Origin of the sequence: Psychromonas algicola (genome assembly GCF_004378355.1) — a bacterium.
Lineage (GTDB): Bacteria > Pseudomonadota > Gammaproteobacteria > Enterobacterales > Psychromonadaceae > Psychromonas.
Genome location: NZ_SNUB01000008.1, coordinates 59,709 through 79,276 on the forward strand (window position 1 = coordinate 59,709; position 19,568 = coordinate 79,276).

Consider the following 19,568-nt stretch of genomic DNA (forward strand, 5'->3'; position numbering starts at 1 on the left):
ATGTTATCAAGTTGTTGTAATTAACACTTTTTAGATATTTTTCTTTATTTTTCTGCCAATTATAAAAAATGTACTAGGCTAATTTCATATAGAAATAGATTTAATTTTACTTTAAATTTTCCCTCATCATTTAAGGACTTAAGATGAAAAAGATACCAATAACCAAATTGATCATGCTTTATTCATTAATTATGATCGTTTTACAATTAGCATATGGATTGATATCCAATGTTAAAGTTAATCAAATGGGCGCACACATAGGGCAAATCGAAAGTGAATATATCCCAATAACTAAAATAGTTACGATAGCGACAGAGCATATACTTGAACAAGAAATTGAATTTGAGCGTGCATTTCGTTTTGCATTACAGATGGGGACTATTAAAAGTGCTGATAAACACTATGAAGAAGCTATAAAAAAATTCAATTCTTTATCGGATAAAGTAAGTAAAGAGTTGGCGGAAGCCGATGAATTATTACTTCATGCTTTACATAATTTAGATGAAAATACAGATAAAACTGGGCTAGAAACTATCGAGCATAAAGTTGTAGAGCTTCGTGAAGGGCATAAAAGCTGGGTCGCACATTCTGATAAAGTGTTTGCAATGTTAGTTCAAAGCGACTTTGATAAAGCAGAAAAAGAATCGGAAAGTGTTCACGATGAAGGGGTGCTAGTTGCCAAAAGTATAACGGAAATATTAGAAGAAGTTGAATTACTCACTGAAGAGGCCGTTCATTCACTTAAAGTTGAAGAAGAAGGTTTATTGATCTTAGGTATTACGATAGTTATTGCGTTTATACTTATTATCTTTTTAATTACCGCGTATATAGTGCGTAATCTGAATAAAGATTTAAAAGAGCTGAAAGAAAATATTAGATTAATATCTGAAGGTGATTTATGTACTCCAGTATTGTCTAAATTTGGCCTTGAGTTTGGCGTCGATGATATGGCCGAAAAACTACGTGTTATTTTAGTCTCAGTTGAAGATAGTGCTACCGAAATGTTAGCTGCTAGTTCAGATCTTGCTTCAATTAGTGTTGAAGTTTCTGAAACAATCAATGAACAATCAGAACAAATCGAATTGGTCTCTGCAGCGATTACTGAAATGGAAGCGACTTCTGAGGAAGTTGCTAAGAATACAAGTGATACTCAGAGTGCAACGAAAAGCGTGACAGAAAAAGCATTAGAGAGCAAAGAAAGTACATTAGAGTCAATGCAATCTATATCAAACCTTACTGAAAGCCTTAAGCAAACTAGTGAAAATATCGCCGAATTAGAAGAGCATAGTTCGAATATTAGTTCAGTGCTCGACGTCATTAAAAGTATTGCTGACCAAACCAATTTATTAGCTTTAAATGCTGCGATTGAAGCTGCACGTGCCGGAGAACAAGGACGAGGTTTTGCCGTTGTAGCAGATGAAGTGAGAAACTTAGCACAGCGAACTCAAAGTTCTACAGTAGAAATTGAAGGGATGATCGGTAAATTTATCCAAGGTACTAGTGAAGCTGTTCGCTCTATGCAAGAATGTTCAGCCTTTGGAGAATCCAGCAGAACCACAGCCATTGAATCAAGTAAAAGAGTTGAAGAAATTCAATCATCAATGGAGCATGTTAACGATATGAATCAGCAAATAGCGACAGCCGCCGAGGAACAATCTTGTACTTCTAAAGATCTTTCTGAAAATACGATAAAAATTCATGATTTAACAGAGGTCACAGTGGCGTCATCAGCGAGAGTGTCAGTTACCTCTGAAGAGTTGGCGACATTATCGATGGCACTAAAAGAGCAAATTGAGCATTTCTCATTAAGATGTGATCAGTCGAAAATGGAAAGTAAGATAGAAATGGATGAAAAAATCAAAGCAAATAAGGAGTCTATTGAGGCTAAGGTATCGGAGGTAATTTAACAGCTATCTTTGATTCATGCTTATTTTTACCTAGCATCATATTAAATTGCAATAAATTGTGGCTCTATTGAGCCACAATTTATTCTCATATTAGGTCGTGTTTTAGGTGCATGTTTTTTAACAAACCAGTTCATACTGCGCCATTAAGTCTCTTTGATATTAAATATCAAAGTGACGTGACTAGAGTAGAAGAGCTAATTTTCTAGCTGGAGATGTAATTTCTAGTTAAATAGAACTGAGAAGTTGTAGTTACCATAGGTAAGAACATTTTTAAGAGTGCATTTATTGAAAATTTGGTCTGATTTGATTTTTTATGTCATCAATATTAGATGGAGTAATAGTCCATTTACCATTCGCACTATTATCAAACTCTATATTTATTTTAGTAGTATCTCGTTCGAGCTGTATCAGCATTTGAGTAACTTTTATAGAGAATTCACACCACATTAAATCTTTAAGTTCCTTGCATAGGTTTGATAATCTACGTCGTTGTCTTGAGATAGCTGTAAATGGTTCACCATCATCATTAAAATATAAGAAACCGCTTTGAGAAAAGCTAGCTTCTCCTAAATCCACCACTAAAGACAGCACTTTCCAATCTCTTTTGTGTGTATGCGCTCAAAACTCATGTGGCAATGTTAAATCTTCCATTGAATATCTAATTTTATTCGTCCAATGGCAAAATCCTAGGAATCAATTCGCTCAATTTATCAGCCAATTTAACATGCTCTTCTTGCTGCCAATGTATTCCTTCTTTTGGACAAGGTTTGACAATGTTAGCGGCATCTAAAAAGTGACAGCCTAATTCCTTTGCACGTAACTCATAATACTGAGCAAACTGTTCGGATTTAGCTTGAGCGCCATTCCATCCTTCCTTACCATTATCCAGTTCCAATACATGTGCTGGAGAAATTAATAACACCTCTGGCGTCTTTTTCATAAAGCCTGGATTGAAGTTTTTAACAACGTCAACCAAGCGTGCTGCACCTTTGGAAATATCGCTAGCGGTGACATGATATCTCGATTTTAAATCGTTGGTGCCCAGCATAATGATCACTAAGTCTGGATGATGGCTTCCTAAACAAGGGAGTAAATAATCTAACCCTTTTTTACCTACTTCAAATGGGTCTTCAAATACGGTTGTACGGCTATTTAAGCCTTCTTCAATAATTCGATATCCATCAGGCAATTGTGACTGTAACAACATCGTCCACCGCTCAGATTCATTATAACGACGCTCTAAAGAAGGGGAGTACCCCCAAGTGTTGGAGTCACCAAAGCACAGAATAGTTTTCATTGTTCAATATCCTTCCATAAAGCTAATTAAGTCATTTTAGAATATCCAATAACTTGCAATAAAACAATGTGATAAAGTAACTGATAATATGCTTTTTAGTTGATGAATTGAAACCAAAGAATCTCCAAATCAATAGGAGGCGAACTCTCAACTGCTAAATTTAGATATATCAATCAGCTATGTTAAATACCCATCATTTAGCATTTACTATCAGTTACCATTTTAAATTGGGGCGTTATTAACCATTATTGTTTAATTTGGCATACAAAGTGCTTTCATATTTGAGACTGTGTTTAAATTATATTAAAAGAATCATTCTTATATAGGAGTATCAAATTATGGATAAAAAAACCAAAATAACTACTGCCAAAACATCTCTATTAAATGATTGTACTAACCATATTGCTTTCCAGCTCAAGGAAACACATCTAGACAAAAACATCTCTCAACATCGCGTTGAACCTGCATATGAGACTCATGTCGCAGAGATCGTCACGGAAGAATTCATTAAAGGTTATAATTAATAAACGCTATTTGGTATTCGAAAAATTAGATGGTTGTGTTTATATACTGGTTTTTATGATGCTCCTTAATAAAGCATTAAAGCCCATCTTTGAAGCACTTATTGATAGATATTGCACTTATTGAGTGCAATAAATGATATTTAGTAGGTGAAGTGACAGGATATTCATATATCGCTTTTAGCAGTTTCAATGAGTTATTGAATAAGTCAATGATGGTGCTAAAGCTTATAAGTGAATACCCTAAGACACACTTAGCGAAGACAGTTAGATCTTTTATGGGCTTGCTCTTTTCTGCATTGTTGCAAAATATAAAGCAAGCTTAGTTTATATTTTACTTTAACGTTTTAAGTATCGATTTCGAATTGTATTGTTAAAAGCTTCTATAAAACTAGGGTTGAATAATCGACCTGTTTCTCCATTGATCATAGACGTTGCACTAAATAGTGACTTTTTAAAGCTGCGGTCTGCGCGTTCATGTGTGACTGCATAAAAAGTATCCGCAAGTGCCAGGATCATCGCTCCTGGATTAATTTCTTCTCCGCTTAAACCTTGTGGGTAACCACTGCCATTGTATTTTTCATGGTGCTGCTTCACTATTTCTGCGGCAACTTCCCAGCCTGGAATTCTTTCAAGCATTTGCGTACCCACTTTAATGTGGTTTTGGATGATTTTAAATTCTTCTTGTGTGAGCTTACTTGGTTTTTCAAGGATCTGGTGCGGTACAAATGCCATACCGATATCATGAATGTAAACTGCTGCGGTAAGCTGTGTCGAACAAACTGGTTCGCCGAGTTCCTTATTGGTTCTTAAGGAGAGATCTAATAATGCTTCTGTACGGCCAGTTTTATAAATACCTAATTCATCCAATTGTAGCGATAGCGTTTTGAAGTAAGCTAAGTCACTTAAGTGACCTTGTGGAGCCTCTTGGACTTTAAGATCTTTACCCTGAGTTCGAATGGTTTCCTTTGCGACTTTGGATGCGCCAACGAGTGAATTTAACGCTTGGTTCACGGCTTCATTATCTTGCCCCGGTTCACAGGCTAGAACATCATTAATGACTTGTAACATATGTACTTGCGGTTCACCTGTTACTTCTCCGGTGCTAGAAAGCGCTTGGATCATTGCCTCGATACGTAAAATAACTGACATGAAAAAATCGCCATAAAGGCTGTCATATTTTCTTGTTCCTTGGCGCATTTCAGATACAAGCTCTTCGAGTGCATGAATCGGTTTAGCGACGGGATCTAATTCCACCATGCGACAGTTGCCTTTGAATGAGTGCATGTCGCGAAATAAACGATGAATAAGTTCAGGATCATTCTCTGTATCTAGCAAATTAATACAGTTTTCAATCGCGTCAATGTTCTCACGTAGGCACTCTGAGAAGTCCTTGATAATTTCTTGGTCTAAATCGCTGAATGCTGGGCAAGTTGTTATTGTCATTGTGGATATCCAATTTTTATTTATTAACTAAATAGGTGTAATTAATGAAACTGATAAGATTATAAGTGATTGTATAAAAAGAATAAAATTTACTTTAAAATACAAAATAGTCTTTGATACTTATCAATATTAAAAAATAATAACTCGCTTTAAGCAAGCTGAATAGGTCACTATTCAGCTGTTTTTATTTGTTATTAAGTCGATTAGAACGCATGCTCGCCAATCATGGGTGAGGTTTGATTACTACTAAATAAACTCGCATGTAAACGTAATGCGTGGTTATCGGTTAAGCTTGATATGTAATCGGCAATCACGCGTTGTTCACGTGACGTATCTCCATTTTGCGCTTTCCATAATTGTTTAGCACCTTCAGGTAAAAAACGCATTGGACCGGCTCTAAAAGCTTCAAATAATTCCATTACAATTTGTTGGCCACGGTATTCTAGTATTTGTAGATCCGGACTTTTAATCACATAATTTAAAACAAAGTTTTTTAAAATGTCTAATGCTTGAAACATTGCTGGTGCAAGATAGGCATTATAGGCTAGTAATGGCTCAACGAAATTCTTATTAACTTGTTGGATGGTGATTGAAGTAATTAATGCATTCACTAAGGAACCAATGGCATCTTTGCGTTTGAAATGACGCGATGAGAAAAGGTTATCGGTGAGTTCTTGTAATTGGTCATGTAAGCAAAAATCTTCAATGGTTGATAATTGCGAGACTACTTTATCTTGCCATAAATTTTTGGTGATAATACCCATGGCAATCGCATCTTCAAGATCATGCACACCGTAGGCAATATCATCGGCAATTTCCATGATTGAACAATCTAAAGATTTATATTTAGATTTTAAATGTTGTTTCGAATTGTTAAGTGGTGTGCGAGTGCTTTTAAATAATTCTTTATCACTGTTACATAAAGGTGCTAATACTGTGTCTAATAAGCTTTTATCATGGTCATAAATACCTTTTGCTGGCATCCACTCTTCAGTTTTTAGTTCACGAAAGCTACGGCTATTATCTTCAGGGTAAGGCGTACTTAATTCACTTAAACAGATTGGATACTTTAGTAATCCCAATAAACTACGACGTGTCAGGTTCATGCCGTTATGCTCAGTATATTGTTCAAGTTGAGTGAGTATTCTAAAAGTCTGTCCGTTGCCTTCGAATCCGCCGTGATCAATCATCATATAATTTAATGCGGTTTCGCCACCATGTCCAAAAGGAGGGTGGCCGATATCATGGCTTAAGCAAATCGTTTCAATCAGATAATTATCTGGTAATAAAGGTAAAAACTCAGGTTGGATATGTTTTAAGTTAGATACAATGCCTGTTCCTATTTGTGCTACTTCTAGGGAATGCGTTAAGCGTGTACGGTAAAAGTCGCTTAGGCCATTGTTATGAATTTGAGTCTTAGATTGTAAACGACGAAAGGCTGCTGAATGCAATACGCGTGCTTTATCACGCTGAAAAGGATTACGTTGGTCTAGTCTTCTTTTTTTATTAGGTTCATCGGATAAACGCTCTAACCATGCTTCAGAAATAACAAAAGGTAATGTAGTTTGCTTGAATGTTTTGTCTGTTTTATGACGAACATTTGTTGTTGCGTTGGTGCTTTCTGAACTCATATATTCACCTCTTTGACTAAGACAATGAAAAGTGTAGCGTGTTTAGTGTGTTAAAAACACTAGTATGTGATTATAAATAGAGGGATAAGTAATTCAATTGATAATTGGATATGTATGACTAAATATAAAAGACTGTATAAGCTAAAGGTGGTGATTATTAGGCTAAACAGAGTTTTGTATCTATGGTACAAGTTTAACTGTTTAGCCTAATTGATTAATTAACTCATTAGTCTTATTTTTTAATGCCTTCTAATACGATATCAAGATCCACGTAGCTTGAAGGACCTTTTACTTTCATGCCAAAGTCAGCAAGTTCTAAACGAGTTGTGCCTTCAAATCCTGCACGCGTACCGCCCCATGGATCCTTACCGCCACCAATAAAGTTAGCATCAACAACGATTGGTTTAGTCACACCGTAAAATGTCATATCACCCGCAACAGATAAACCACCATCTGCTTTTTTAGTGACTTTTGTACTTACAAATTTTGCAGTCGAATATTTGTCTGCATTGATATATTTGCTGCCTTTAAGGTGCTTATCACGCTCAGCATGGTTCGAATCTAAACTGGTTGTATCAACATTTACAGTAACTGTAGATGCTTCTACGTTATTTTCATCGTAGCTAAATTGCCCATCAAATTTATTAAAACGACCTTGGATAAAGCTATAACCTAAATGGCTTACTTTAAAATTAACAAACGCGTGCGTTGTATCAACATTATAGTCCGCCGCTACTGCGTCCATTGGTAAAGCCATTGATGCTGCTAATGTTGAAGCTAGTAGTACTTTTTTCATGGTATTTTCCTTGTTGACTCTAAAATAATTAAAGCATTTTTTTAAGCGTATTATCTTTATTAATAAAATGATGCTTCAAAGCAGCAAGCGCATGTAAAGACGCTAAACCAATCAATGTATAAGCAACATATTCGTGTACCAAACCAGCAAGATCTTCTTGATTTTCTATGAATGACCCTAAGCCTGGTACGGTAAACCAGTTAAATATTTCAATGCCGCGTCCATCTGCGGTAGAAATAAGGTAACCTGATATGAACAGAGTAAATAACAGGACATATAATAAATGGTGCGCCGCTGCCGCTGCTTTTTTCTCAAACTGACTCCCTATTAGACCGGGAGAAGTCGAAATAAATTTCCAAAATAAGCGAAATAAAGAGAGTATAAAAAGCATGATGCCCACTGATTTATGCCAATGAGGCGCTGTGGTGTACCATTCACTGTAATAATCTAACCCAACCATCCAGAAACCTGCTGCAAATAATCCAATAATGGTGATTGCTGAGATCCAGTGTAATGATTTAGCTATTTTGTTATATCCAATCTTTGACTCTGTCATGTTTAAAACCTTAATAATGTGGTTGATTAACGAATAAAGCGTTAATTTCAAACTATTTTTATCTAATTAACTTAATAATTCATAGGCATTCAGGGAATGGTATTTCTTCACCAGACTCTAACCATGTAGGGTATTTATGCATACAAGACTTAAACAGTGGATCACCCATTAAGGTTTCCAACCATTTTTTGACATGCAAATAATGACTTTGTTCAAACCAATTTTTATCGACACTGGCAAATTGACGAATAAAAGGAAAAATGGCCATATCAGCTAAGGTAGGGCGCTTGGCAAATAAATAAGGTTGAATGGTTAGACGATTTTCTAATAACATTAAAAAATCATCGGCTTGTTCTCGGTAATAGGCTTCACTATGAGCAGGAAATCTATCCGCATATTTATATTTATCTAACCAAGGTTTGAACTCATAGTCATTGCTATCAATGAGTGCCAACATATCGGGTAATTGTGCCGTTAACCATTTCTCTGGATCGTTATTAGTTAACGCCCAGACCATTATTTCTAAGCTCTCCGATAATACATCTTGTTGAGCATCATCTTTATTTAAACTTGGATTAAGCTGTAAAACAGGAATGGTTTTATTGGGGGAAATCGCTAATAACTCAGCCGGTTTATGCTTAAGGACTATTTCTCTTAATAATACTTTTTGTCCGCTAACCGCAATGGCTAAACGAGCTCGCATAGCATAAGGACAGCGTCGGAATGAATATAGAATAGGCAACATAAATAATCTCTTTACCAAGTGACTGATTTGATTGTGGCAAATTAATATATAAAGTGCATGTTAAATTTTTGTAAAATGATAACTAAAGTCGGTTAGGTAAGTATGGTAACCCTATTCGAGCCAAAGACTCGAATAGGGTTGATAAATTAATGGTGATGAATTTTTTTTCGCTCAGCATTGGCTTGTTGAATGATTTGTTTAGCTGAGCTTAAGAATAAACTTGCTAAAAATGCGGCGACAATTAAGTCTGGTAACCCGCTATCTGTAACCCAAACCCCAGATGCAGCAATGAGTACAACCAAGTTACCAATGGCATCATTACGACTACATAACCATACTGAACGAATATTGGCATCACCGTCTTTATATTTTACTAATAATAAAACACTGATAACGTTGGCGATAAACGCTAATATCGCAATACTACCCATCATGGTGGCATCAGGTGTTTGTATAAACCAAAACTTGTATAACGTTGAAGAAAGTATCCAAATTGCCATTAACAGTAAACTAAATCCTTTTAATAAAGCGACGCGGCTTCTTAATTGCAAAGATTTACCGATAGCCCATAAACTAATGCCGTAAGTTAAGGTGTCGCCTAAAAAGTCTAAAGCATCTGCTTGTAATGCTTGTGAATTTGCTTTTACACCTGCAAACATTTCAACTAAAAACATCACGGCATTAATAGCGATAACGATTAACAAGATACGTTTATACGCTGGGCTAAGTCCCGTAAAGTCAGCTTTATTGTTACAACATCCCGCCATGAAATACTCCTATTAACATGTTATTCTTTAATATACTTATAATATAAAACCTCTAGTGACTAGAGCTTCAAGTTTTTTCTTTATATATTATTAATAGGTAAGTAATGATTTATTCAATTGGCCAGCTGAGTAAAGAAACGCAATGTAAAATACCTACTATTCGTTATTACGAAGAAATTGGCTTGCTTGATAAAGCAAATCGCAGCGAAGGCAATCAACGCCAATATACAAGTCAACAATGCCAACGGTTGCATTTTATCCGTCATAGCAGGGCGTTAGGTTTTAGTCTTGATGAAATTAAACAGCTGATCCATTTACAGGATTGTAAATACGATGAACCACATCAAGCACATCATTGTGAACCTAATGCACCGCATCTTGCTCATCAAATTGCACAAGAGCATTTAGTGGACGTAAGAAATAAAATTAAAGAATTAAAAAGCTTAGAAAAAACATTATTAAAAATAATCAACACATGCGATAACACTGATTCGACAGATTGCGAAATTTTAAAAAGCTTAAATACGATTAAAGCCGAATAACATTAAGCCGGATTAGTATTAAGTGATGTTGATAACAGGTATATTGAATTAAGCGTTTAAACTAAAAATAAAATGGAAATAAAAATGGATAAACCTCAACAAACCGAATTAGAAGCTGCTGCCTTTCGTCGATTATTAAAACATTTAGACAGCCGCAAAGACGTGCAAAATATTGAACTCATGAATGTATCGGGATTTTGTCGTAACTGTTTATCTAAATGGATGCTTGCAGAAGCTGAAGAGCGTAATATAGAAATGGATTATGACCAAGCGCGTGAACATATTTACGGCATGCCATATAGTGAATGGAGAGCCAATCATCAACTACCAGCAACACCTGAGCAAATGGCTATTTTTGAATCGCTACAAAATAAAAAAGAAAAATAAGTTAAATTGAATAGGCCATATTAATACCACTTTAATATGGCTTTTCTTTTATCTATTTTCTCGGTCGAGTAAGAGTTGCCACATCTGTTCATAGTTAATCATATTCAGGTGCTTTTTGGTGTTTTGGTGTTTGAGTTTGTCTTGCTGGTTATTATAAGGTCCAGTGGCGCATAACTGGCAATATTCTTCACCTTGGTAGAGCGCTTCATTTAATTGCTCTCGTAATGGATGTTGTTGATTGTCACTCCATACGTAGGTAATGCCTTTAGTGTCTTTGACGTGTTTGTCTCGATCGACATTTCGTACCTTGTATCCAGGAAATGCGTCGATATTAAAATGATGCCAACCTAAGTAATCAATATCAGTGTTCATATTCAATGCATTTTCAATATTCCATTCTTTATAAGGCTTAACATCTTTAGAAGTGATGTAGCAAAGGCGAGCACCTTTAGGATCTAAAAAGTGTTTAAAAGAATGAATTAAAAAAGTACGTAATAGTTGACGATTTAAAGTGTTGATATGAACTTCTTTACATTTTTCTTTAAATTCTTCATGTGATTTAAAAGCGGGAATTAAAGGAAACTGGAAAATAACAAGGTCAAAGCTTTGTTTGTCTAATGCTGTCCATGATCTAGAATCCATGACATCAAACTCACATAAAACCGAACAGTTTTGTTGTAACAATGTTTGATAATCATTATGCGCATATTTGGCTAATAACGTTGCTTCGGAATCTAATACGGTTGCTGTTAAACTCATCGGCTGGTGGTGTGTTAACAATGAAGCTGAAAATGATAGATCACCATCACCTACCGTTAATACTCGCCAACTTTTATCAATGATCATCTTGTCTTCCTATTCTAAAATGCGCGCGCAGTATATTTAATGCATATAGCAATGACAATATGAAATTCAGATTAACAATCTGTTAGTATTTATAGAAGATAGAATCAACATTGGGTTAGTCTGTGCTCGTTAATAAAGTATCAAAGCTTTCATTACCGCGTAAGTTTTCAAAGTCAGCTTCATCGGCTGCTAGTTCTCTTAATGCAGAGCGTCCATCAATCGCTTTTTCTAAATCGTCGATTGCTTGGTCCTCCACACCTAAACAAGCGTAAGCACAAGCGCGTTGATAAAATGCATCTTGATTGGTGTTGTCCATGTCTAATACTCGATTACAAATACTTAACGCCCAATGGAATTCTTTTAATTCCATTGCTGCATCGGCTTTAGAGGTTAATGCTTCTAAATCACCTGGACGAATTTGTAAAATGGCATCGTAAGCTTCCATTTTTTGCTCTGGTGTTTGGCTCTTTTGGGCGCGTAACCAATAGTTATGGATCTCATTGATCTTTTCAATTTCAATATGGTTATCTGAAATTCGTCTTGTTTTACGGCGTAGGTCTGTTTCTAATGTTTTAAATTTCTGCTCGTATGATTCGGCAATTTGTTTAATTTGCGTATTGGCTTTTTTAGTCGTATTCACACGTATTTCATGTAATGACTTCCAACCAAATAAGGCGACTAGCGAAGCGACTCCCGCAATAATATAAAAGAAGTAGTTAACGGTTTGCTCTGCATAACCTAATGATTTATCGGCCACACTTAGCTCTCTATCGGTGATTTCAATAATTAAGCGACGTTCTAAATCCTGTAAGTCATGTCTTGTGGATTTCAATTCATCTAAAATATAACGTTCAATTAAAGGTTTTTGGGATATTTCATTTGGAGTGGTTTCTTGCGTCTTGGCAGATGCTTCTGAGGCAGCATAACTTAAAGAAGAAACAAGTGTAAATAATGCGATGAAGAGTCCCGTTTTAAACATAATCTTATGTTCCTTAATGCTTTTTTAAAATTAAACGGAAAGTATGAACTAAGTCATATTTTTTACAACCGTAAAGACATTAAATTTTTAATGTTATTGGTATTAATGGGGGAATTCTTGTAGAGAATGTGAATATTAAAGCGATAACCTTGTTTTACAGATTATCGCCTTAATTGAAGGTTAGTCGATTGCTTTTAATGTTGCTTTTAATAAAGCCCAATATTTATCCACAGAGGCTATTTCGACTTTTTCATCAGGGCTATGCGGAAAATTAATAGTAGGTCCAAATGAAATCATATCCCAATGCGGATACTTATCACTGAATAATCCACACTCTAAGCCTGCATGAATAACCATTGCCTTTGGTTTTGTATTAAATAGCGTTTTGTATTGAGTTTCCATGGTTTGGTAAATTGCAGAGTTTTTATTAGGTGTCCAACCTGGATAGTTACCTTCTTTAGCAACGCGCGCGTTAAACTTTTCAAAGTGTTCTGCAATTAATGTTGCGCGCTCTTGTTTATCTTTTTCAACTTGAGATCGAACTAATATTTGCATTGAAAACTGACTGATAGGATCGCTTTGTTGCTTGATGACACCAAAGTTACTTGATGTCTCAACGACATCGGAGAAGTTGTCATCCATTGCATATACACCATTCGAGCAACCTAATAGTGCTGCTAATAGGTTTTCATGGCTTGAATGGGTTAATACCGATGAGGGTAATGCACAGGGTTTTATACTCAGGCTTATTATATTTTCTGAGTCTTTGTATTTTCTATTAAGGTTCACTTGTAAAGTGCTGATCACCATTTCAAGGCTATTTTTATACTGCTCTGCACATACAATGACCGCACTTGCTTCACGAGGAATTGCATTACGTAGACTGCCTCCAGTAAATGAAGAAATTAAGAAAGGTGCTGCGTCAAGGTTAGATAAAACCGTCGCTAATTCTTCAATTGCATTGGCTCGGCCTAAATCGATATCAACACCAGAGTGACCTCCACGTAAACCTGAAATAGAAATTTCATAGGCTCTATCTTCAATATCTGGCTCCATCTTCTCATAAGGTAGCAGGACGTTGACATTAATCCCGCCAGCACAGCCTACATAAAGTTCACCTTCCTGTTCCGAATCGGTGTTAATTAATATTTTCCCTTCTAACACATCTGGCTCTAAACCAAAGGCGCCAGTCATGCCTGTTTCTTCATCTGTAGTAATTAGTACTTCAATCGGGCCATGTTCAATATTGTCATCATCCAAAATAGCTAAACATGATGCCATGCCTACACCGTTATCCGCCCCTAACGTTGTACCATCGGCACGCAACCATTCTCCATCGTCATCAAGCACTAAGTTAATTGGATCGACTAAAAAGTCATGCTCTTTATCTGCGTTTTTTTGAGGCACCATATCTAGGTGACATTGTAAAATAACAGGAGTTTTATTTTCAAAACCAACGGAGGCTGGTTTTTTAAGTATTAAGTTGCCTATTTTATCTTGAATACAGGATATATTTTTTGAAGCTGCCCAATTAATGATCCAATTCGATAATGCTTGTTCATGTTTGGAAGGATGAGGGATTTCGCATATTTTTTCAAAAAATGCCCATACTGGTGCGGCTTTAGTTGATTGTAATTCTTGCATAAACAGACCTTTTATCTCGGATTAGGGGAATAACCCCAGTTTTACTTGGTTTTTACTACCTGACTTTTACGTTATTATCTTTTTGATCTAAATCAATTAATCAGATAAACCTTTAAGGAAAACACAGTGTCAGAAGAAAATTTTAAAGACCCATACAGCCTACGTCATTTTCTAGGTTTATTAGTTGTATTTTTAATTCCAACTTTACCAGCCACTTTAACTTTAATTAAAGTGCTTTCTTAAAAATCAATTGGTTACTGAATATTAGTGTTGTTTTTAGTAACCATATTTTTCTCTTTTAAAACTACGCCTTTTACTTTTTCTTGTCATTAAATCTTCTCAAATATTTCATATTATTTTGTTAACTTTGATCTAAATCCTTGTTACAGCCTGACTTTACTCTTTTTGACTTTTTTCTATTAAAAGGATTCATTTTCAATTTTTAAAATTTATTTGTTAATAAATGAAAATTTGAATGGTTAATTAGAAAGAATATCTATAAAATACGCGGAATTTGCCAAATTTTATTATTTCTGGTGAAAAAATGCTCTGCATGGCCTCACTCAGATTATATAAATTTCTATTTATTTGTTATTCATGGAGGTTAACTTGAGTCATTCTGCCATACTGGTATTGGAAGATGGGACTGTATTTAAAGGCGTGTCAATCGGCGCTGACGGAAGTTCTGTTGGAGAGGTCGTTTTTAATACATCAATGACCGGCTACCAAGAAATTCTGACTGATCCATCATACGCACGACAAATCGTTACACTCACTTATCCCCATATCGGCAACACAGGCACTAATGATGAAGATGAAGAATCATCATCCATTCATGCATGTGGCCTCGTTATCCGAGATTTACCCCTTCTAGCAAGTAACTTCCGAAACCAAGCATCATTAAGCGATTATCTAAAAGCGCGTAATGTTGTAGGTATTGCTGATATCGATACACGTAAACTGACACGTATATTACGTGAAAAGGGCGCGCAAGCCGGTTGTATCATTGCTGGCGAAAATATAGACGAGGCGACTGCTTTGACTCAAGCAAAAGCATTTCCTGGTTTAAAAGGAATGGACTTAGCAAAAGAAGTCACGACTCAAAAATCATTTGAATGGTCAGAAGGAAGCTGGACGTTAACGGGCGGTTTACCTGAGCCAAAAACAGATTGTAAATACCATGTTGTCGCTTATGACTACGGTGTTAAACGTAATATCTTACGCATGTTAGCTGACCGTGACTGTAAATTGACAGTGGTACCTGCTCAAACACCTGCTTCTGAAGTCTTGGCAATGAATCCAGATGGTATTTTCTTGTCTAATGGACCTGGCGACCCAGAGCCATGTACTTATGCGATTGAAGCTATTCAAGAAATCCTAAAAACCGATATTCCAGTATTCGGTATTTGTTTAGGGCATCAACTCCTTGCTTTAGCAAGTGGCGCAAAAACTGTGAAAATGAAATTTGGCCATCACGGCGCTAACCACCCAGTAAAAGATTTGCAGCGTGACGTAGTGATGATCACTAGTCAAAACCATGGTTTTGCTGCTGACGAAAAAACATTACCGGCAAACTTACGTGCAACGCATGTGTCATTGTTTGATGGTTCACTACAAGGCATTCACCGTACGGATAAAGCCGCATTTAGTTTCCAAGGTCACCCAGAAGCAAGCCCGGGGCCACATGATGCAGCACCATTATTTGATCATTTCATTGAATTGATTGAACAGTACAAAAACGCCTAGTTAATCGAATACATAGAACAAATATAGAAAGGTAATTTCAGATGCCAAAACGTAATGACTTAAAAACCATCTTAATTATTGGTGCAGGTCCGATAGTGATCGGCCAAGCCTGTGAATTTGATTATTCAGGTGCACAAGCTTGTAAAGCATTAAGAGAAGAAGGCTACCGTGTTGTGTTAGTGAACTCTAACCCCGCGACTATCATGACCGACCCAGAAATGGCCGATGCCACTTACATCGAACCTATTCATTGGGAAGTGGTAGAAAAAATTATCGCTAAAGAGCGTCCATGTGCAGTATTACCAACAATGGGTGGCCAAACGGCACTTAACTGTGCATTAGAGCTTGAAGAAAAAGGTGTATTAGCGAAATACAATGTTGAAATGATTGGTGCGACAGCGGATGCGATTGATAAAGCTGAAGACCGTAGTCGTTTTGATACAGCAATGAAGAAAATTGGACTTGAATGTCCACGTGCAGGTATCGCACACTCAATGGAAGAAGCCTACGAAGTATTAGATATGGTTGGCTTTCCTTGTATTGTTCGTCCTTCTTTCACCATGGGTGGAACGGGCGGTGGTATCGCTTATAACAAAGAAGAGTTTGACGATATTTGTTCAAACGGGTTAGATCTTTCTCCAACAAGCGAGTTATTGATTGATGAATCATTAATCGGTTGGAAAGAATATGAAATGGAAGTGGTTCGCGATAAAAATGATAACTGTATCATTGTGTGTGCGATTGAAAACTTTGACCCAATGGGCATTCATACGGGTGACTCAATTACCGTTGCACCAGCACAAACACTAACAGACAAAGAATACCAATTAATGCGTAATGCTTCTTTAGCAGTACTGCGTGAAATTGGTGTTGAAACAGGTGGTTCAAACGTTCAGTTCGGTATTAACCCTGCTGACGGCCGTATGGTATTGATTGAGATGAACCCTCGTGTATCACGTTCATCTGCATTAGCATCAAAAGCAACGGGTTTCCCAATTGCTAAAATAGCAGCAAAATTAGCAATCGGTTACACGCTTGATGAATTACAAAATGATATCACTGGCGGTAAAACTCCTGCATCATTTGAACCAACGATCGATTACGTTGTAACTAAGATCCCGCGTTTTAATTTTGAAAAATTCGCTAACTCAAACTCTCGTTTAACAACACAAATGAAATCAGTTGGTGAAGTGATGGCAATTGGCCGTAACCAACAAGAATCATTACAAAAAGCACTTCGTGGTTTAGAAGTTGGCGCTGATGGTTTCAGCCCAATGGTTGACTTAAATGATGAAGGCGCAAAAGAAAAAGTATTATACGAATTACGTGAAGCAGGTGCAGAGCGTATTTGGTATATCGGTGATGCATTCCGCCTTGGTATGACCATGGAAGAAATTCATAACATCACTATGATCGATAACTGGTTCCTAGTGCAAATCGAAGATCTTATCTTAGAAGAAAAGAAACTCGCTGAAGGTGGTTTACGCTCGCTTGATGAAGCCTTACTGAAACGTCTTAAACGTAAAGGTTTTGCCGATAGCCGTATCGCTTCTGTGGTAGGTATATCAGAAGCAGAAGTACGTAAATTACGTGAAAAATTCAAGCTACATCCAGTGTACAAACGCGTAGATACGTGTGCCGCTGAATTTTCATCTGATACTGCTTACATGTACTCAACTTACGATGAAGAATGTGAAGCTAACCCAACTGCTAATGAAAAAATCATGATTATTGGTGGTGGGCCTAACCGTATCGGTCAAGGTATTGAATTTGATTACTGTTGTGTACACGCTGCGATGGCAATGCGTGCAGACGGTTATGAAACGATTATGGTTAACTGTAATCCTGAAACGGTTTCAACGGATTACGATACCTCGGATCGTTTATACTTCGAATCAATTACATTAGAAGATGTGCTTGAAATCGTACGAGTTGAAAATCCTAAAGGCGTTATCGTGCAATATGGTGGTCAAACGCCACTTAAATTAGCACGTGCACTTGAAGCCGCTGGTGTGCCAATTATTGGTACTTCACCTGAAGCGATTGACCGTGCAGAAGACCGTGAACGTTTCCAGCAAGTTGTTGAGCGCCTAGGTTTAAAACAACCAGAAAATGATACAGTAACAACGCTTGAACAAGCCGTTACTTCAGCAACACGTATTGGTTATCCATTAGTTGTTCGTCCTTCGTATGTACTAGGTGGACGTGCGATGGAAATCGTATATGACGAGCAAGACTTACGCCGTTACTTTAAAGAAGCGGTTAGTGTTTCTAATGAATCCCCTGTTCTTCTTGACCGTTTCTTAGATGATGCGATTGAAGTTGATATTGATGCTATTTGTGATGGTACAGATGTAGTTATCGGTGGCATCATGGAGCATATCGAACAAGCGGGCGTTCACTCTGGTGACTCTGCATGTTCATTACCAGCTTATACATTAAGCAAAGAGATTCAAGACGAAATGCGTGGTTATATCAAAGCATTAGCATTAGAGCTAGGTGTTGTTGGTTTAATGAATACGCAACTTGCTGTTAAAGATAACGAAGTTTACATGATTGAAGTAAATCCTCGTGCAGCACGCACAGTCCCATTTGTCTCTAAAGCGACAAGTGTGCCAATTGCTAAAATTGGTGCAAGTGTGATGGCGGGTAAAACACTAAAAGAATTAGGTATTACTGAAGAAGTGATTCCACCATATTACTCAGTGAAAGAAGTGGTGTTACCGTTTAATAAATTCCCTGGTTCTGATCCAATCTTAGGTCCTGAAATGCGTTCAACAGGTGAAGTGATGGGAGCAGGGGCAACGTTTGCTGAAGCTTATGCAAAAGCTGAGCTTGGCTCAACCAAAGAAGTGCCTGAAGTTGGTCGAGCACTCGTATCTGTTCGTAACAGCGATAAAAAACGTGTTGCTAAACTGGCACAGCAGCTTCTTGACCTTGGTTTCGAATTAGATGCAACACACGGCACTATGATTATTTTACAAGATGCTGGTATCAACGCTCGCCTTGTTAATAAAGTGCAAGAAGGTCGTCCGCATATTCTTGACCGTATTAAAAATGATGAATATAAATACATTGTTAATACAACAGAAGGTCGAATTGCGATTGAAGACTCTCGTCAACTACGCCGTGCAGCATTACGCTATAAAGTGGATTACACAACGACACTGAACGGTGCATTTGCAACTTGTCAGGCGCATACTGCTAATCCAACAGCACCTGAAGCAACGGTTAATTCTTTGCAAGAGTTACATAAACGCATCGGTAGCTAACTACTACTCGCTATTGGGTTTGTTCATTAGTTCGTGACAAGCACCTTTAATAATTAGAAGCCACTCTTTGAGTGGCTTTTTTATTGGCGAGAATAAATTGAATCATGATGGTATCGCTATCTCTAACTTGTTAATTACCTAAATTAAGTATCAGTTCTTATTTAATACCAATCATAGTAAGTAACTGATCTATTTTACTTGTTAAAATAACTTATTTTTTCGTTGTAAGTTTCGTAAAGGGAACAACCATTTACATCAACTTACGCCTCAAACTAAGCTATTTTTCCTGCGCAAAATTTAGATCAGTTATTTAATACAATTGGTATAATTTAAGCGCATATTTAGTGTCACTCCTATGAAGTTGTTTTTATAAACCATATACCAAAAAATAATGGAATTGTTATAAATATATGTTTCAAGCTCTTTTTAAAACCAAGTCTTTATAACCATTAATAAATAATGGTTAATAAGGCGTTTAAAAGTATT

General features: G+C 36.7%; 17 protein-coding genes. 6 read left to right on the plus strand and 11 right to left on the minus strand.

What is annotated here, in order from left to right:
- Window positions 1-143: 143 nt before the first annotated feature.
- Window positions 144-1,907: a methyl-accepting chemotaxis protein gene (locus tag E2R67_RS05935; RefSeq protein ID WP_134290009.1), complete on the plus strand. Its 1,764-nt coding sequence runs from the start codon at window positions 144-146 to the stop codon at window positions 1,905-1,907.
- Between the two features lie 282 nt (window positions 1,908-2,189).
- Here E2R67_RS05935 and E2R67_RS05940 read toward each other — a convergent pair whose 3' ends face one another.
- Together E2R67_RS05940 and E2R67_RS05945 are read right to left on the minus strand one after the other, a co-directional pair.
- Entirely contained in the window at window positions 2,190-2,498 is a 309-nt protein-coding gene (locus tag E2R67_RS05940; RefSeq protein ID WP_134290010.1) for a hypothetical protein, read from the minus strand.
- Between the two features lie 73 nt (window positions 2,499-2,571).
- Window positions 2,572-3,204, minus strand: a complete 633-nt coding sequence (locus E2R67_RS05945; protein WP_134290011.1) for an SGNH/GDSL hydrolase family protein — start codon at window positions 3,202-3,204, stop codon at window positions 2,572-2,574.
- 338 nt (window positions 3,205-3,542) lie between these two features.
- Here E2R67_RS05945 and E2R67_RS05950 point away from each other — a divergent pair, with 338 nt between their 5' ends.
- Entirely contained in the window at window positions 3,543-3,728 is a 186-nt protein-coding gene (locus E2R67_RS05950) for a hypothetical protein (protein WP_134290012.1), read from the plus strand.
- Between the two features lie 336 nt (window positions 3,729-4,064).
- On the opposite strand, the gene E2R67_RS05955 is transcribed toward E2R67_RS05950, so the two are convergent.
- From E2R67_RS05955 to E2R67_RS05980, 6 genes are all read right to left on the minus strand, one after another.
- Window positions 4,065-5,171 carry an HD-GYP domain-containing protein gene (locus E2R67_RS05955; RefSeq protein ID WP_134290013.1) on the minus strand — a complete coding sequence of 369 codons (1,107 nt, stop codon included), beginning with the start codon at window positions 5,169-5,171 and terminating at the stop codon, window positions 4,065-4,067.
- Between the two features lie 203 nt (window positions 5,172-5,374).
- On the minus strand, window positions 5,375-6,802 hold the full coding sequence (locus E2R67_RS05960; protein WP_134290014.1) for an anti-phage deoxyguanosine triphosphatase: 1,428 nt from the start codon (window positions 6,800-6,802) through the stop codon (window positions 5,375-5,377).
- Window positions 6,803-7,034: 232 nt separating this feature from the next.
- Window positions 7,035-7,598, minus strand: a complete 564-nt coding sequence (locus E2R67_RS05965; protein ID WP_134290015.1) for a YceI family protein — start codon at window positions 7,596-7,598, stop codon at window positions 7,035-7,037.
- 28 nt (window positions 7,599-7,626) lie between these two features.
- On the minus strand, window positions 7,627-8,154 hold the full coding sequence (locus E2R67_RS05970; RefSeq protein ID WP_134290016.1) for a cytochrome b: 528 nt from the start codon (window positions 8,152-8,154) through the stop codon (window positions 7,627-7,629).
- 79 nt (window positions 8,155-8,233) lie between these two features.
- Complete coding sequence (locus E2R67_RS05975) at window positions 8,234-8,899, minus strand: glutathione S-transferase (protein WP_134290017.1); 666 nt, start codon at window positions 8,897-8,899, stop codon at window positions 8,234-8,236.
- A 146-nt stretch (window positions 8,900-9,045) separates the two neighbouring features.
- Window positions 9,046-9,666: a cation efflux transmembrane domain-containing protein gene (locus E2R67_RS05980; protein ID WP_134290018.1), complete on the minus strand. Its 621-nt coding sequence runs from the start codon at window positions 9,664-9,666 to the stop codon at window positions 9,046-9,048.
- A 104-nt stretch (window positions 9,667-9,770) separates the two neighbouring features.
- On the opposite strand from E2R67_RS05980, the gene E2R67_RS05985 reads away from it, so the two are divergent.
- Window positions 9,771-10,208, plus strand: coding sequence for a MerR family transcriptional regulator (locus tag E2R67_RS05985; RefSeq protein WP_208379474.1), 438 nt, complete (start codon window positions 9,771-9,773; stop codon window positions 10,206-10,208).
- Between the two features lie 84 nt (window positions 10,209-10,292).
- Window positions 10,293-10,595 (plus strand): DUF1244 domain-containing protein, encoded by a 303-nt coding sequence (locus tag E2R67_RS05990; protein WP_134290019.1) that lies wholly within the window; start codon window positions 10,293-10,295, stop codon window positions 10,593-10,595.
- Between the two features lie 48 nt (window positions 10,596-10,643).
- Here the strand turns inward: E2R67_RS05990 and E2R67_RS05995 are convergent, their stop codons facing one another.
- The 3 genes from E2R67_RS05995 to E2R67_RS06005 form a co-directional block, all read right to left on the minus strand.
- Complete coding sequence (locus E2R67_RS05995) at window positions 10,644-11,441, minus strand: class I SAM-dependent methyltransferase (RefSeq protein ID WP_134290020.1); 798 nt, start codon at window positions 11,439-11,441, stop codon at window positions 10,644-10,646.
- A 115-nt stretch (window positions 11,442-11,556) separates the two neighbouring features.
- Window positions 11,557-12,420: a tetratricopeptide repeat protein gene (locus E2R67_RS06000; protein ID WP_134290021.1), complete on the minus strand. Its 864-nt coding sequence runs from the start codon at window positions 12,418-12,420 to the stop codon at window positions 11,557-11,559.
- 180 nt (window positions 12,421-12,600) lie between these two features.
- Window positions 12,601-14,064, minus strand: coding sequence for an aminoacyl-histidine dipeptidase (locus E2R67_RS06005; protein ID WP_134290022.1), 1,464 nt, complete (start codon window positions 14,062-14,064; stop codon window positions 12,601-12,603).
- 597 nt (window positions 14,065-14,661) lie between these two features.
- Here E2R67_RS06005 and carA point away from each other — a divergent pair.
- Window positions 14,662-15,810 (plus strand): glutamine-hydrolyzing carbamoyl-phosphate synthase small subunit, encoded by a 1,149-nt coding sequence (carA, locus tag E2R67_RS06010; protein WP_208379475.1) that lies wholly within the window; start codon window positions 14,662-14,664, stop codon window positions 15,808-15,810.
- 41 nt (window positions 15,811-15,851) lie between these two features.
- Window positions 15,852-19,082, plus strand: coding sequence for a carbamoyl-phosphate synthase large subunit (gene carB / locus E2R67_RS06015; protein WP_134290024.1), 3,231 nt, complete (start codon window positions 15,852-15,854; stop codon window positions 19,080-19,082).
- The last annotated feature ends 486 nt before the right edge of the window (window positions 19,083-19,568 follow it).